Genomic DNA, 13,492 nt, shown 5'->3' with positions numbered 1-13,492 from the left:
GGGGGCTCGTAGGCGCCTTGCTCGTGTGCGCAATCCTGCGCACACGGCAAGACCGGGGTTGGGCGTCCTGCCCAACCCGCCCGAGGCATGCCTCGGGCCCATGGCGCCTGCGGTCCTGGTGGGGGCTATCCGCCGCCTCCGGACAGTTGGCTGGCGCCCTCGCGCCGCGAAGTGATCACTGAAAAGCACAAACAAGAGCAAGGGCAAAAGCATGGGTATCGAGCAACATCAGGTTAAGGCGGCGGAGATGCTGCGGGCGGCGGGTATTCTGCCGGTGGTGACGATTCATACGCTGGAGCAGGCGCGGGCGGTCAGTGCGGCGCTGCTGGAGGGCGGCCTGCCGGCCATCGAGTTGACCCTGCGTACGCCGGTGGCGATGGAAGCGCTGGCCATGCTCAAGCGCGAACTGCCCGATGTGGTGGTCGGTGCCGGTACGGTGCTGACCGTGGAGCAGATGCAGCAGGCCATCGATGCCGGTGCGGATTTCCTGGTCACTCCGGGTACGCCGCCGGTGCTGGCCGATGCGTTGGCGGCGGCGCCGCTGCCGGTAGTACCGGGTGCGGCCACGCCCACCGAGCTGCTGTCGCTCTACGCGCGCGGCTTCCGCGTCTGCAAGCTGTTCCCGGCCACGGCCGTGGGTGGCCTGGCGATGATCAAGGGTCTGGCTGGGCCGGTGGCTGACCTGAAGCTGTGCCCCACCGGTGGCATCACCGAAAACACCGCCGCCGAATACCTGGAGCAGAAGAATGTGGTCTGCATCGGTGGTTCGTGGATGGTGCCGGGCAACTGGATCACCGATGGCCAGTGGGACAAGGTGCGCGAAAGCGCCGCCCAGGCCGCGAAGATCGTCAAGCGCGTCCGCAGCCACTGAAGAACGACGGGGTCAGAGCCCTTTCCCGCCGGGAAAGGGATCCGACCCCGGGGTCCGCTGTCCCCAGGCCACGAGCGTGCAACGCGCGCGACCCGCTCCCGCTCCTCCTTCTTCATTCCGCGGTGGCGGCGCACGGAAACTATCCGTGGCCCTGCGGAGGGATTGCGCAGGGGCGTGAGCGCCATGGATGGCGCGACCGAGCCTCCAGGGATGGATTCACGGCGTCCCCTGCACAACCCATCCGCCCGGCCAACCCCAGAATCCAACCGCACCACCACCGCGAGGGGCTGCGCCGTTGGCTGGAATTCTTACAGCGGCCGTGCCGGATCCACCAGCCCGTACTGGCTGGCCATGCGCGCCAGCGCGATGTTGTCGTGGATACCCATCTTCTCGAACAGGCGCGCCTTGTGCGTGTTCACCGTCTTCGCGCTCAGGCTCAGGCGCCGGGCGATGTCTTCCTGGCGCAGGCCCTGGGTCAGCAGCAGGGCCACTTCCAGTTCGCGCGGCGACAGCGTATCGAACGGCGAGGCGTTGCCTTCCACCGTGGACAGCGCCAGGTTCTGCGCGATGCTGGTGCCCAGGTAGCGGCGACCGCCGGCCACGTCGCGCACCGCGCGCAGCAGTTCCTGCGCATCGCAGCCCTTGCCGATGTAACCGGCCGCGCCAGCCTCGAGCAGGCGCTTGGGCAGCGGCCCATCTTCCAGCACCGATACGATCACTACGCGCGTGGCGCGGTGGCTGCGCACGATGCGCTCGGTTACCTCCATGCCACTGACACCGGGCAGGTGCAGGTCGCACAGCACCACGTCCGGCAGCAGCTGGCGGACCTCACGCAGGGCGTCCTCGCCGGTCTCGGCTTCGCCCACGACCTCGATGTCGGGTTCCCCCGACAGGATCATTTTCATCCCGGTGCGGACCAGCGCGTGGTCATCCACCAGGTAGACTCGAATCGTCATCCACGTCCCTCTTCGAATGCGGCCATCGGGGGCCAAGCTAGGCGTGCGCCATGGCACATCGCAAGCGCGGAAACTGCGCAAAAACGGCGTTCTGCCTTGCGCATCACATTCTTCACGCGCCGATTCCGTCCCTGGCCCCGTAAAACCCCCGACATCGAAACTACACATCCATTGCGCGGCGTCCCAAACGGGACAACCGCGTCAATCCCCTGTTGCGATCGCTTCGCTGGCCCTCGCTGGCGGCGAACCGTGACGCCGCCAAGGATGCCGGCGACGGAACATGACCAGATAGCACCCTACCACCCAAACGAGCGCGGCACACCATCCGGCCAGGATGTCCGAGGGATAGTGCACGCCCAGATAGACCCGGGACACGCTCACCAGCAGGCTGAACGCGGGGGCCAGCACCAGTACCGGCCAGCGCCAGCGGGTGTTCCAGGCCAGCAGCACCAGGGTCATTGCCAGGGTCATCGAGCCCATCGCGTGGCCGCTGGGGAAGCTGAATGTCGATTCCGGCGCGATCGATTCCCACAGACTGGGGCGGTCACGCTGGAAGAACTGCTTGCTGCCCATGTTCAGCAGCGCCGAGCCGACGAAGCACACCGCCACGAAGGTCGCTTCGCGCCAGCGCCGCCGCCAGGCCAGTGCGCCCACGATCAGCACGTCGGCGGGAATCAGGAACCATTCGTAGCCCAGCCGCGACAGCAGCACGAAGAACGTGTCCAATGCCGGCGAGTGCAGGCCGTGCATCTGCCACAGCAACGGCGCATCGAAATGGAACGATTCGAACTCGTGCACCTCGTCGGCCAGCGCTACGAAGCCGGCCAGCGGCAGCAGCACGCCGGCAAACAGCAGCAGCAGGCGCCAGGCATTGCGCGCCATCCAGTGGCGGAAACCGGACGCCGGCTCCGGCGCGGCCAGGATGACGGGCTTATCCTGCGCTTCGGACATAGGTACGTTCGACGTACTCGTCGATCAGGGCAACGAACTCCTGGGCGATGTTGTCGCCGCGCAGGGTCACCTTCTTCTCGCCATCGACGAACACCGGTGCGGCCGGCGTCTCACCGGTACCCGGCAGCGAAATGCCGATGTTGGCGTGGCGCGACTCGCCCGGGCCGTTCACGATGCAGCCCATCACCGCCAGGGTCATGTTCTCCGCACCCGGGTGGTGGATCTTCCACAGCGGCATCTTCTCGCGCACGTGGTTCTGCACCACCTTGGCCAGTTCCTGGAAGAATTCGGAGGTGGTACGGCCACAGCCCGGGCACGCGGTCACCAGCGGGGTGAAGGCGCGCTGGCCGGTGGTCTGAAGCAGTTCCTGGGCGACGATCACTTCCTGCGTACGCGACTGCCCCGGTTCGGGGGTCAGCGAAATGCGGATGGTGTCACCGATACCTTCCTGCAGCAGCACGCTCAGCGCCGCGGCCGAGGCCACGATGCCCTTGCTGCCGATGCCGGCTTCGGTCAGGCCCAGGTGCAGGGCGAAATCCGAGCGCTGGGCCAGGTCGCGGTACACCGCGATCAGTTCCTGCACGCCGCTCACCTTGGCCGACAGCACGATGCGATCGCGCGGCAGGCCCAGTTCCACGGCCTGTTCGGCCGAATCCAGCGCCGAGCGGATCAGAGCTTCGCGCAGCACGCGGCCGGCGTCCCAGGGCTGTTCGCGATGGTTGTTCTCGTCCATCAGCTTCGCCGCCAGCGCCTGGTCCAGCGAACCCCAGTTGGCACCGATGCGCACCGGCTTGTTGTAGCGCACGGCGAATTCGATCAACTGCGCGAACTGCAGGTCTTTCTTCTTGCCGAAGCCGACGTTGCCCGGGTTGATGCGGTACTTGGCCAGCGCTTCGGCGCAGGCCGGCTCGGCGGTCAACAGCTGGTGGCCGTTGTAGTGGAAATCGCCGATCAGCGGCACGTCGATGCCCATCATCGCCAGCTTGTCGACGATGCGCGGAATGGCCGCGGCCGCTTCAACCGTGTTGACGGTCAGGCGCACCATTTCCGACCCGGCACGCCACAGCTCGGCCACCTGTTTGGCGGTGGACGCCACGTCGGAGGTGTCGGTGTTGGTCATCGACTGCACCACCACCGGCTTGCCGCCGCCTACAGTGACCCCGCCGATCTGGACGGCATGGGTCTGGCGGCGCGGCCAGGCGGTGGCATCGGAGGGGGGCGTGGGGCGGGTGACGGCGTCGTGCATGCGGCCATTCTACCGCCCGCCCCTGCATTCGGGGTGGGTCGCATTCAGCGGCCAGCGCGTCTGCGGCCGATTGTCGCAGGCAGCCCGTGCGATGAACGCATACGATGGGCAGGCATGACCGGACCCGACGCCCCGTTCCTTCGTACCCTGTGCAGCCTGCGCTGGCTGGCCGTGGCCGGCCAGGCGGCCACCATCCTGGTCGCCACCTGGGTGCTGGGCCTGCCGTTGCCGCAGCAGCCCCTGTGGGCGGGCGTGGCCGTGCTGGCCGTGTTCAACCTGTACACCCAGCTGCGCCCGGAAGCGGGCGATACCGCCCCGCTGACCGCGTTCGGGCACATCCTGGTGGACGTGATCATCCTGACCTGGATGGTCGGCTGGAGCGGCGGCATCGCCAACCCCTTCGGCTCGCTGTTCCTGATCCTGATCGCGCTGGCCGCCTTCGCCCTGCCCCGCCGCTGGGCGCTGGCGGTGGCCGGCGCCTGCCTGCTGGGCTACGCCGCCAGCGGTGTGTTCGGCCAACCCCTGCCCGCCGGCTACTTCCGCGCGCTGGACCTGAACCGCTGGGGCGTGGTGGCCAATTTCCTGCTGTCTGCGGCGGTCGTGCTGACCTTTTCCACCCGCCTGGCGACGGCCCTGCGCCAGCGCGAACTGGAACTGTCGGCGCTGCGCGAGCGCTTCGCCCGCAACGAAGGCATCGTCGCCCTGGCCACCCATGCCGCCTCGGTCGCCCACGAACTGAACACCCCGCTGGCGACCATGACCCTGCTGGCCGATGACGTAGCCGAGCGCAGCGAAGAGCCGGAAGTGCGCGAGGATATGGAAACCCTGCGCGAACTGCTGGTGCAGTGTCGTGAGCGCGTGCTGGCGCTGGCCGCGCCGGCATCCACCGACGGCCCCGGTCGCGGCCATTCCAGCGCGCAGCAGGTGCTGGAACAGTGGCGGCTGGTGCGGCCGACCATCGACCTGCACCGCAACGACGACGCGCCACTGCGGCTGCCGCTCGATCCCGGCGTGGGCCACCTGCTGATGGTGCTGCTGAACAACGCCGCCGATGCGGGCGAACAGGCCGGGCGCCCGCGCGTGGACCTGGACCTGCGCATCGAAGGCGACGACCTGATCGGCGAAGTGCGCGACTACGGACACGGCTTCAATGCCCGTGCCGCCGTGCTGCCGGGCCGATTGTTCGGCAGCAGCAAGAGTGAAGGCATGGGCGTGGGTCTGGCCCTGTCCCATGCCACCATCGAACGCCTGCAGGGCGAGATGTGGATGCGCCCGGCCCAGGGGGCCGGCAGCCGCGTCGGCTTCCGCCTGCCGCTGGCCCCACGCGAGGACACCCCATGAACGCCTCAACCCTTGGCCTGCTGGTCGACGACGACGAACTCTACCTGCGCACCCTGCAGCGCAGCCTGGCCCGCAAGGGCCTGGAAACGCAGACCGCACAGGATGCGGCCAGCGCGCTGATGCTGGCACGCCAGCACCCGCCTGCATTCGCCCTGATCGACCTGAAGCTGGGCAACGATTCGGGCCTGGCCCTGATCCAGCCGCTGCGCGCGCTGCGTGCAGACATGCGCATCCTGCTGGTGACCGGTTACGCCAGCATCGCCACGGCGGTGGAAGCGATCAAGCTGGGCGCCGACGATTACCTGCCCAAGCCGGCCACGGTGCCGATGATCCTGCGCGCCCTTGGCGAAGAAGACGATGGCCCGGCCGATGACGGCGAAATGGAAGTGCCCGATGCGATGACGCCGATCAGCCGCCTGCAGTGGGAACACATCCAGCAGGCCATGCACGAGACCGGTGGCAATGTGTCGGCCGCGGCGCGGCTGCTGGGCATGCACCGGCGTTCGCTGCAGCGCAAGCTGGCCAAGCGGCCGAGCCCGGAGCGCGACCCGAGCCGTTGATGCGGGGTCGCGTCCGCCGGGCATGGCCCGGCGCTACCGGAGCTGCGCCAGGATCTCGCGGGTCATCGGATCGGCAATCGCCACATCCTCGCCCTGCAGCGCCGGCAACAGGCCATTGGCCAGCTGCTTGCCCAGCTCGACGCCGAACTGGTCGAAGGCGTTGATGTTCCAGATCACCGACTGCACGTACACCGCGTGCTCGTACATGGCGATCAGCGCACCCAGCGCCTGCGGAGTCAGTGCATCGAGCAGGATCAGGGTGCTCGGGCGGCCACCGGGATAGTCGCGGTGCGGATCGTCGCTGGCCTGGCCGTTGGCCAGCGCTTCGGTCTGCGCCAGCAGGTTGGCCAGCAACGCCTGGTGGTTCACCGTGTAGGGATCGTCGTTGCGCACGCAGCCGATGAAATCGGCCGGAATGATGCTGGTGCCCTGGTGCAGCGCCTGGAAGAAGCTGTGCTGCACATCGGTGCCTGCCCCGCCCCACCACACCGGCACGGTGTCGGTGGTGACCGGCTGGCCGTCGCGCTGCACGCGCTTGCCCAGGCTTTCCATCACCAGCTGCTGCAGGTAGGCCGGCAGCAGCGCCAGGCGCTGGTCGTAGGTCATCACCGCGTGGGTGGCACACCCCAGCAGGTTGCGGTTCCAGATATCGGTCAGCGCATGCAGCACCGGCAGGTTGCGCTCCAGCGGCGCGTCCAGCGCATGCGCATCCATCTGCGCGGCACCGTCCAGCAGCTGCTCGAAACGCTCGAAACCAATGGCCAGCGCAATCGGGAAGCCGACCGCCGACCACAGCGAGTAACGCCCGCCCACCCAGTCCCACATCGGCAGCACGCGCTCGGCGGCGATGGCGAAGGCCTTGGCGGCACGCTCGGGGTTGGCGCTGACCGCGTACAGGCGATCGCTGCCGCCCAACCAGTCATGCAGGATCTGCCCGTTGAGCAGCGTTTCCTGGGTACCGAAGGTCTTGGAAATCAGGATGCCGGCGGTGGTGGCCGGGTCCAGCGTGGCCAGCGTGCGCTGCATGGCGGCGCCGTCCACGTTCGACACGAAATGCACGCGCAGGCGCGCGCCGCTGACCGGACGCAGCGCGTCGGCCACCAGGCGCGGGCCCAGATCGGAACCGCCGATGCCGACGCTGACCACATCGGTCACGCCGCTGTCTTCCAGCGCGCGCACCAGTACGCCCATGCGCTGGCGGATGCCGCGCGCGGTGGCATAGGCCTCGGCCGCCACCGGCGCATCCACGCCGTCACCGCGCAGCGCGGTATGCAGCGCCGCGCGGCCTTCGGTCAGGTTCACCTGTTCGCCGCGGAACAGGCGGGCGATGGCCGCGCCGACATCGCGCTCAGCGGCCAGCGCCAGCAGCGCCTGCAACGCAGCGGCATCGTACTTCTGCCGCGCGAAGTTGACATACAACGGACCGACCCGCAGCGCCAGGTCCTGCACGCGGCCCGGTTCGGCGGCCAGCAGGCTGGGAATGCTTGCGCCCTTCAGGCGCTGGGCGTGGGAATGCAGCGAGTCGAATCCGTTGTTCGTTGTCATGCGGCCTGGGTCGGGATCGTGTCGTTGGTGTGGGAGATCTGGTTGTTGCCGTCCACGTACACCAGCTTCGGCTTGAAGCTGTCCGCTTCCTGCTCGGTCATGCTGGCGAAGGCAGCGATGATGATGATGTCACCGACCTGCACGTGGCGTGCAGCGCCACCATTGAGCGACACCACGCCGCTGCCGGCTTCGGCACGGATGGCGTAGGTCGAGAAGCGCGCACCGTTGGTCACGTCCCAGATGTGCACCTGCTCGAACTCGCGGATGCCCGTGGCAGCCAGCAGGTTGTCATCGATGGCGATGGAACCTTCGTAGTTCAGCTCGGAATGGGTGACGGTGGCGCGGTGGATCTTGGTCTTCAGCAGGGACAGGTGCATGGCACGGCACAACGCAAAGGAAAGTGCGGATTCTAGCACCCGCGTGGCGCCGGGCAGCAGGGCGGGCAACTTGTTCAGGTAGCAGGCTGGAAGTGGGGTCAGAGCCCTTTCCCACCGGGAAAGGGATCCGACCCCGCAGACATCAGAATTCCAGGTTGTCGATCAACCGGGTGCTGCCCAGGCGGGCGGCAATCAGCGCCACCCGGCCGCCGCCGTCGAAGGTCGGTTCGGCCAGCTCCGGCGTGCGCAGCACCGCGTAGTCGACCTGGAAGCCGGCAGCCTGCAGTGCGGCGGTGGCATCGGCTTCGATCTGCGCCCGCGTGTGCCCGGCCACGTAGCCTTCGCGCATGCCCAGCAGGGTGCGGTGGATCGTGGTGGCCAGTGGTCGCTGCTGCGCATCCAGGTACTGGTTGCGCGAGCTCTTGGCCAGGCCATCGTCGTCACGCACGATCTCGGCACCGACGATCTGGATCGGGAAGGACAGCTCGGCCACCATCTGCTTGATCACCGCCAGCTGCTGGTAGTCCTTGCGGCCGAACACGGCCACGTCCGGCTGCACCTGCAGGAACAGGCGCGCCACCACCGTGCAGACGCCATCGAAGTGGCCCGGGCGGCTGGCGCCCTCCAGCACTTCGCTCACGCCGGGGGCGTGCATCTGCGTGGTCTTGTCCACGCCCAGCGGGTACATCGCCTCGACGCTGGGCAGCCACACCGCATCGCAACCGACCTGCTCCAGCCCGGCCACGTCGGCCTCGGGCGTGCGCGGGTAGCGGCTGAAATCTTCGTTCGGCCCGAACTGGGTCGGGTTGACGAAGATGCTGGCCACCACTTTGTCGGCGTACTGCCGGGCCAGGGCCACCAGCGAATGGTGCCCCCCGTGCAGGTTGCCCATGGTCGGCACCAGCGCCACGCGCAGGCCCTGCTGCTTCCACTGGGCGATCTCTTCGCGCAGTGCGCCAAGTTCGTTGAAGGTCTGGATCATTGGGCGTAGGCGTGCTGTTCGTCGGGGAAGCTGCCGTCGCGCACGGCGTCGGCGTAGGCGCGGGTGGCACCGGCCACCGAACCGCCTTCGGCCAGGAAGTCCTTGACGAACTTCGGGCGGCGGTGGCCGCTGTCCAGGCCGATGAAATCGTGCAGCACCAGCACCTGGCCATCGCAGTGCGGGCCGGCACCGATGCCGATGGTCGGTACGTCCACTGCGGCGGTCACTTCAGCCGCCACCGGCGTCGGCATGCATTCGAGCACGATCAGGGTGGCACCGGCGGCGGCCACGGCCTTGGCGTCTTCCACCAGCTGGCGCGCGGCATCGCCACGGCCCTGGATCTTGAAGCCGCCCAGGCGCAGCACCGACTGCGGGGTCAGGCCCAGGTGCGAACACACCGGAATCTCGCGCTCCACCAGGTAGCGCACGATGTCGACCTTGAAGCCGGCGCCTTCGATCTTGACCATCTCGGCACCGGCCTGCAGCAGCTGCAGCGAGGCGTCCAACGCACGTTCCGGGGTGGCATCGGCGCCGAACGGCAGGTCAGCCACCAGCAGCGCCCGCTGCAGTACGCGCGACACCGCACGGGTGTGGTAGACCATGTCCGCCACGGTCACCGGCAGGGTGGAATCGTGGCCCTGCACGACCATGCCCAGCGAATCGCCGATCAGGATCAGGTCCACGCCATTGGCGTCGAAAGTGCGGGCAAAGCCTGCGTCGTAGGCGGTCAACATGACCAGCTTCTGGCCATTGCGCTTGGCTTCGGCCAGCGCGGGTACGGTCCAGGGCTTGCTGTCTGCGTGGGTGCTCATGTGCTGATAACCGGGGGAGATAACCCGGGCATTATCACCCTATCGGCGCGATCCCGCAGGCATCGACCCGCATCACTGCGTCCTGCACGCTGCCATGGCCGGGAATGGTCAGTTCCGGCGCGATTTCAGCCAGCGGCACCAGCACGAAGGCGCGCTGGTGCAGGTACGGGTGCGGCACCTGCAGCGCAGGCGCGTCCACGGTCTGCTGGCCGTAAAGGAGCAGGTCCAGATCCAGCGCGCGCGGGCCCCAGTGCACGGCCGGGTCGCGCACCCGGCCGAACCGCTGCTCCAGCGCCAGCAGGGCCTGCAGCAGGTCCAGCGGCGCCAGCGCGGTATCCACGGCCGCCACCGCATTGACGAACGGCGGCTGGTCTTCGTTGCCCCAGGCCGGCGTGGCGTACAGCCGCGACGCCCGCTGCAGGCGGGTGCCGGCCAGCGTGTCCAGCGCGGCAATCGCCGCGCGGACCGTGCCCGCCGCATCGCCCAGGTTGGCACCCAGGCCTATCCATGCAACGGCCATGACTTACTCGGCGGCGCCGCCCGGGCCACCGCTGCGACGGCGGCGACGGCGACGCTTGCGCGGCGCCCCGCCCTCTTCGTCGCCGCCCTCGGCGTGCATGGCATCGAGCGAGTGTTCCAGCTCGTTGCCCGACTGCGCCTGCGCCTCGCGCCAGAACAGCACGTCGGCTTCGTGCTCGGCCGAGGCCACCTGACGCAGCGACAGGAAATCGAAGGCCGCACGGAAGCGCGGATGGGTCAGCGTGCGGAACACGCGCTTGCGCTGGCGCGAACTGAAGCGCGACTGCAGCAGCCAGATTTCCTGCATCGGCAGCGAGAACCGGCGCGGCAGGGCGATGGTGCTCAGCTGCTGCACCGTGACCCGGTCGGCGGCGCGCCGCTGCGCTTCTTCCGGGGCCACGCCCTGCTTGAGCAGGGTGGCCTGGGCGCGGCAGTAGGCCGGCCACAGCAGCAGCGCGAACAGGAACGCCGGCGAGACCGGTTCGTCGTTGGCCACGCGCGCATCGGTGTTGGCCAGGCCTTCCACCAGCATGCGGCGCAACGCACCGGTGCGGTTCGACTTCAGCGCCTTGGCGCTTTCCGGGAACAGCACGTCCAGCAGGCCGTAGCGCTCCAGCCCTTCGAAACTGGCCACGCCGTGCCCGGACAGGAACAGCTTCAGCACCTCTTCGAACAGGCGTGCCGGGGCCGCTTCGTTGAGCAGGCCAGCCAGCTGCGGGATCGGCGCGGCGGTGCCCTCTTCGATCTGGAAACCGAGCTTGGCGGCCAGGCGCACCGCGCGCAGCATGCGCACGGGGTCTTCGCGGTAACGCTGTTCGGGATCGCCGATCAGCTTCATCAGGCGTGCCTGCACGTCCTCGAAGCCGCCGACGTAATCGCGCACCGAGAAATCCTCGATGGCGTAGTACAGGGCGTTGCAGGTGAAATCGCGGCGCACGGCGTCGTCTTCGATGGTGCCGTAGACGTTGTCGCGCACCAGCATGCCGTTTTCCATTTCGCGGTCGCCGCTGCCGTCATCGCTGTTGGCACGGAAGGTGGCAACTTCGATGATCTCGCGGCCGAAGACCACGTGGGCAAGGCGGAAACGGCGGCCGATCAGGCGGCAGTTGCGGAACAACTGCTTGACCTGTTCGGGCGTGGCGTCGGTGGCCACGTCGAAATCCTTGGGTTGGCCATTGACCAGCAGGTCGCGCACTGCGCCGCCCACGAGGTAGGCGCCGAAACCGGCATCGCGCAGGCGATAAAGCACGCGCAGGGCGTTCGGGCTGATCTCCTTGCGGGAGATCGTGTGCTGGTCGCGCGGAATGACGCGCAGGCTGAACGGAGATGGAGCAGGGGAAATGATGTTGGCGCTTCCGGTTGAAGTTTCGGGATTGCCCATTGGCATCGAGGTACCTATACTACCGCTCCTGCCTCGGCAGCGACATACATGCTCCCTTCGTCTAGTGGTTAGGACGTGGCCCTCTCAAGGCTAAAACAGGGGTTCGAGTCCCCTAGGGAGCACCAGTCGCCGCAGCAGGAACCGAAAAAGCCCGCCAATGTGCGGGCTTTTCTGTTTTCCGGGGTTCACTGCTCCGGACGCTTGGTCGATGTAGCGCCTGCCTGTTGCTGCGTTCGAGGGGGCGGGCCACCCTGGCCTGGACACGCCAAAGCCCATCCATGGTGCTCGGTGGCGCCATCCCTGGCGCCAACGGTCCAGGCCAGGGTGGCCCGCCCCCTCCTGACAGTTTCCCGCGGCGGCGGCAAGAACAGCCCCGCTCCTCCGCAGCCCATTCAATCCCGACGCGCAGACCTGCGTCCGCCCCCCATGTGTCGAAAGGCGGCTTGCCTGCCCCCTCCCCCACGTAGCCGGGAGGCGCGAACGCAGCGCCTCCGAAGCCAAAGCCCGTCAGCCTTCCATCTGCTCCAGTTCCTTCCCCTTGGTTTCGCGGACGTAGCGCACCACGAAGAAGATGGAGAGGAAGGCGGCCACGGTGTAGATGCCGTATGCGCCGGCCAGGCCGATGCCGGCCAGCAGCATCGGGAAGGTGACGGTGATGGCGAAGTTCGATGTCCACTGCGCCGCACCAGCCACGGCCAGCGCCGAGCCGCGGATCTGGTTCGGGAACATTTCGCCCAGCATCACCCACATCACCGGGCCCCAGGACATGTTGAAGAACACCACGTAGACGTTGGCCGCCACCAGCGCCAGCCGGCCCATGCCGTCGGACAACTGCAGGCGCCCGTCCACCAGGCTGCCACTGGCGAACGCCACCACCATCAGCGCCAGCGACACCGCCATGCCCACCGAGCCGATCCACAGCAGCGGCTTGCGGCCGATCCGATCGATCAGCAGCACCGTCACCAGGCAGGCGCCGATGCTGAGCGCGCCGGACAGCACGTTGATCAGCAGCGCGTCGTTTTCCGAGAAGCCCACCGCCTGCCACAGCACGGCCCCGTAGTAGAACACCACGTTGATGCCCACCAGCTGCTGCAGCACCGCCAAGCCGATGCCCACCCAGACGATGCCACGCAGCTTGCCGCTGGCCTTGTCCTTCAGGTCGGCAAACGTCGGCCGGTGCTGGTCCTGGGCCAGGCTGCCCTCGATCTCGCCGCGCTTCACCCGTGCTTCGGCCGGCCCGTACAGGCGGGCCAGCACCGCTTCGGCCTGTGCGTGCCGGCCCTTGGCCACCAGGAAGCGCGGGCTCTCGGGAATGGTCAGCAACAGCACCAGGAACAGCAGCGAGGGAATGGCCTGCATCCAGAACATCCAACGCCAAGCCTCCTGCCCCAGCCACAGCGGCTCGGTGGACGCACCGGCCGCGCGCGCCAGCAGGTAGTTGCTCAGGAAGGCGGCAAACAGCCCGCTGATGATCGCCATCTGCTGCACCGTGGCCAGCTTGCCGCGATAGCGCGCCGAGGCCACTTCGGCAATGTAGGCCGGCGACATCACGCTGGCTGCGCCCACCGCGAAACCGCCGACCATGCGCGCGGCCACGAACAGCCACGATGCATGGGCTGCGCCCGCACCCAGCGCCGACAGCAGGAACAGCACCGCCGAAATGATCAGCACGCTGCGGCGGCCCAGCAGGTCACCCAGGCGCCCGGCCACGAAGGCACCGATGGCGCAGCCCAGCAGCATCGAGGCCACCTCGAAGCCCAGCGCGGCCTCGCTGGAATTGAATGCCTGGCGCAGGCCATCGACCGTACCGTTGATCACCCCGCTGTCGAAGCCGAACAGGAAGCCACCGAGGGTGGCCACGCAGCTGATCAGAACGATGAAAGCGGTGTTTTCGCCGCGGCTGCCGGCGCTTGCAGGAATCGCTGTGGACATGGGTTCATCCGCGAAGGGA

The 13,492-nt window shown here is 68.0% G+C and carries 13 protein-coding genes and 1 tRNA gene; 4 read left to right on the top strand and 10 right to left on the bottom strand.

The annotated features are described in order from the left end of the window. The first annotated feature begins 211 nt into the window (after nt 1-211). Complete coding sequence (locus tag C1933_RS07725; protein WP_108752777.1) at nt 212-871, top strand: bifunctional 4-hydroxy-2-oxoglutarate aldolase/2-dehydro-3-deoxy-phosphogluconate aldolase; 660 nt, start codon at nt 212-214, stop codon at nt 869-871. Between the two features lie 308 nt (nt 872-1,179). Here C1933_RS07725 and C1933_RS07720 read toward each other — a convergent pair whose 3' ends face one another. The 3 genes from C1933_RS07720 to ispG form a co-directional block, all read right to left on the bottom strand. Beyond that, nucleotides 1,180-1,827, bottom strand: a complete 648-nt coding sequence (locus tag C1933_RS07720) for a response regulator (protein ID WP_108749276.1) — start codon at nt 1,825-1,827, stop codon at nt 1,180-1,182. A gap of 201 nt (nt 1,828-2,028) precedes the next feature. Next, nucleotides 2,029-2,778: a phosphatase PAP2 family protein gene (locus tag C1933_RS07715; protein WP_108749275.1), complete on the bottom strand. Its 750-nt coding sequence runs from the start codon at nt 2,776-2,778 to the stop codon at nt 2,029-2,031. Then, nucleotides 2,759-4,024, bottom strand: coding sequence for a flavodoxin-dependent (E)-4-hydroxy-3-methylbut-2-enyl-diphosphate synthase (gene ispG / locus C1933_RS07710; RefSeq protein ID WP_108752776.1), 1,266 nt, complete (start codon nt 4,022-4,024; stop codon nt 2,759-2,761). The genes C1933_RS07715 and ispG overlap by 20 nt, the downstream gene beginning before the upstream one ends. A 114-nt stretch (nt 4,025-4,138) precedes the next feature. On the opposite strand from ispG, the gene C1933_RS07705 reads away from it, so the two are divergent. Beyond that, the gene (locus tag C1933_RS07705) at nt 4,139-5,365 is read left to right on the top strand and encodes an ATP-binding protein (protein ID WP_108752775.1); all 1,227 of its coding nucleotides are present in this window, start codon (nt 4,139-4,141) and stop codon (nt 5,363-5,365) included. After that, nucleotides 5,362-5,925, top strand: coding sequence for a response regulator transcription factor (locus C1933_RS07700; protein WP_108752774.1), 564 nt, complete (start codon nt 5,362-5,364; stop codon nt 5,923-5,925). The genes C1933_RS07705 and C1933_RS07700 overlap by 4 nt, the downstream gene beginning before the upstream one ends. 33 nt (nt 5,926-5,958) lie before the next feature. On the opposite strand, the gene pgi is transcribed toward C1933_RS07700, so the two are convergent. The 6 genes from pgi to pcnB all read right to left on the bottom strand — a co-directional run bounded on the left by pgi (nt 5,959) and on the right by pcnB (nt 11,541). Then, on the bottom strand, nt 5,959-7,470 hold the full coding sequence (gene pgi, locus C1933_RS07695; RefSeq protein WP_108752773.1) for a glucose-6-phosphate isomerase: 1,512 nt from the start codon (nt 7,468-7,470) through the stop codon (nt 5,959-5,961). Then, on the bottom strand, nt 7,467-7,847 hold the full coding sequence (gene panD / locus C1933_RS07690) for an aspartate 1-decarboxylase (RefSeq protein ID WP_004153087.1): 381 nt from the start codon (nt 7,845-7,847) through the stop codon (nt 7,467-7,469). The genes pgi and panD overlap by 4 nt, the downstream gene beginning before the upstream one ends. A gap of 142 nt (nt 7,848-7,989) precedes the next feature. Continuing rightward, nucleotides 7,990-8,829: a pantoate--beta-alanine ligase gene (panC, locus tag C1933_RS07685; RefSeq protein WP_108752772.1), complete on the bottom strand. Its 840-nt coding sequence runs from the start codon at nt 8,827-8,829 to the stop codon at nt 7,990-7,992. Then, the gene (gene panB, locus C1933_RS07680; protein WP_079221487.1) at nt 8,826-9,641 is read right to left on the bottom strand and encodes a 3-methyl-2-oxobutanoate hydroxymethyltransferase; all 816 of its coding nucleotides are present in this window, start codon (nt 9,639-9,641) and stop codon (nt 8,826-8,828) included. Before panB ends, panC begins: the two co-directional genes overlap by 4 nt. A gap of 34 nt (nt 9,642-9,675) precedes the next feature. After that, nucleotides 9,676-10,161, bottom strand: coding sequence for a 2-amino-4-hydroxy-6-hydroxymethyldihydropteridine diphosphokinase (folK, locus tag C1933_RS07675; protein WP_108752771.1), 486 nt, complete (start codon nt 10,159-10,161; stop codon nt 9,676-9,678). 3 nt (nt 10,162-10,164) lie between these two features. Then, on the bottom strand, nt 10,165-11,541 hold the full coding sequence (gene pcnB / locus C1933_RS07670; RefSeq protein WP_108752770.1) for a polynucleotide adenylyltransferase PcnB: 1,377 nt from the start codon (nt 11,539-11,541) through the stop codon (nt 10,165-10,167). A gap of 50 nt (nt 11,542-11,591) precedes the next feature. Here pcnB and C1933_RS07665 point away from each other — a divergent pair. Further along, nucleotides 11,592-11,666 (top strand) — tRNA-Glu (locus tag C1933_RS07665). 382 nt (nt 11,667-12,048) lie between these two features. On the opposite strand, the gene C1933_RS07660 is transcribed toward C1933_RS07665, so the two are convergent. Continuing rightward, nucleotides 12,049-13,473, bottom strand: coding sequence for a sugar porter family MFS transporter (locus C1933_RS07660; RefSeq protein ID WP_108752769.1), 1,425 nt, complete (start codon nt 13,471-13,473; stop codon nt 12,049-12,051). Nucleotides 13,474-13,492 lie beyond the last annotated feature (19 nt).

Source organism: Stenotrophomonas sp. ZAC14D2_NAIMI4_6 (genome assembly GCF_003086875.1).
In the GTDB taxonomy this organism is placed as follows: Bacteria; Pseudomonadota; Gammaproteobacteria; order Xanthomonadales; family Xanthomonadaceae; genus Stenotrophomonas.
The sequence above is the reverse complement of the archived record's forward strand: the minus strand, read 5'-3'. Positions and strand labels throughout refer to the sequence as shown.

Bases quoted from the DNA above. Each gene is read 5' to 3' on its own strand.
- C1933_RS07725 (WP_108752777.1), top strand. From the start codon at position 212: ATGGGTATCGAGCAACATCAGGTTAAGGCGGCGGAGATGCTGCGGGCG.
- C1933_RS07720 (WP_108749276.1), bottom strand. From the start codon at position 1,827: ATGACGATTCGAGTCTACCTGGTGGATGACCACGCGCTGGTCCGCACC.
- C1933_RS07715 (WP_108749275.1), bottom strand. From the start codon at position 2,778: ATGTCCGAAGCGCAGGATAAGCCCGTCATCCTGGCCGCGCCGGAGCCG.
- ispG (WP_108752776.1), bottom strand. From the start codon at position 4,024: ATGCACGACGCCGTCACCCGCCCCACGCCCCCCTCCGATGCCACCGCC.
- C1933_RS07705 (WP_108752775.1), top strand. From the start codon at position 4,139: ATGACCGGACCCGACGCCCCGTTCCTTCGTACCCTGTGCAGCCTGCGC.
- C1933_RS07700 (WP_108752774.1), top strand. From the start codon at position 5,362: ATGAACGCCTCAACCCTTGGCCTGCTGGTCGACGACGACGAACTCTAC.
- pgi (WP_108752773.1), bottom strand. From the start codon at position 7,470: ATGACAACGAACAACGGATTCGACTCGCTGCATTCCCACGCCCAGCGC.
- panD (WP_004153087.1), bottom strand. From the start codon at position 7,847: ATGCACCTGTCCCTGCTGAAGACCAAGATCCACCGCGCCACCGTCACC.
- panC (WP_108752772.1), bottom strand. From the start codon at position 8,829: ATGATCCAGACCTTCAACGAACTTGGCGCACTGCGCGAAGAGATCGCC.
- panB (WP_079221487.1), bottom strand. From the start codon at position 9,641: ATGAGCACCCACGCAGACAGCAAGCCCTGGACCGTACCCGCGCTGGCC.
- folK (WP_108752771.1), bottom strand. From the start codon at position 10,161: ATGGCCGTTGCATGGATAGGCCTGGGTGCCAACCTGGGCGATGCGGCG.
- pcnB (WP_108752770.1), bottom strand. From the start codon at position 11,541: ATGGGCAATCCCGAAACTTCAACCGGAAGCGCCAACATCATTTCCCCT.
- C1933_RS07660 (WP_108752769.1), bottom strand. From the start codon at position 13,473: ATGTCCACAGCGATTCCTGCAAGCGCCGGCAGCCGCGGCGAAAACACC.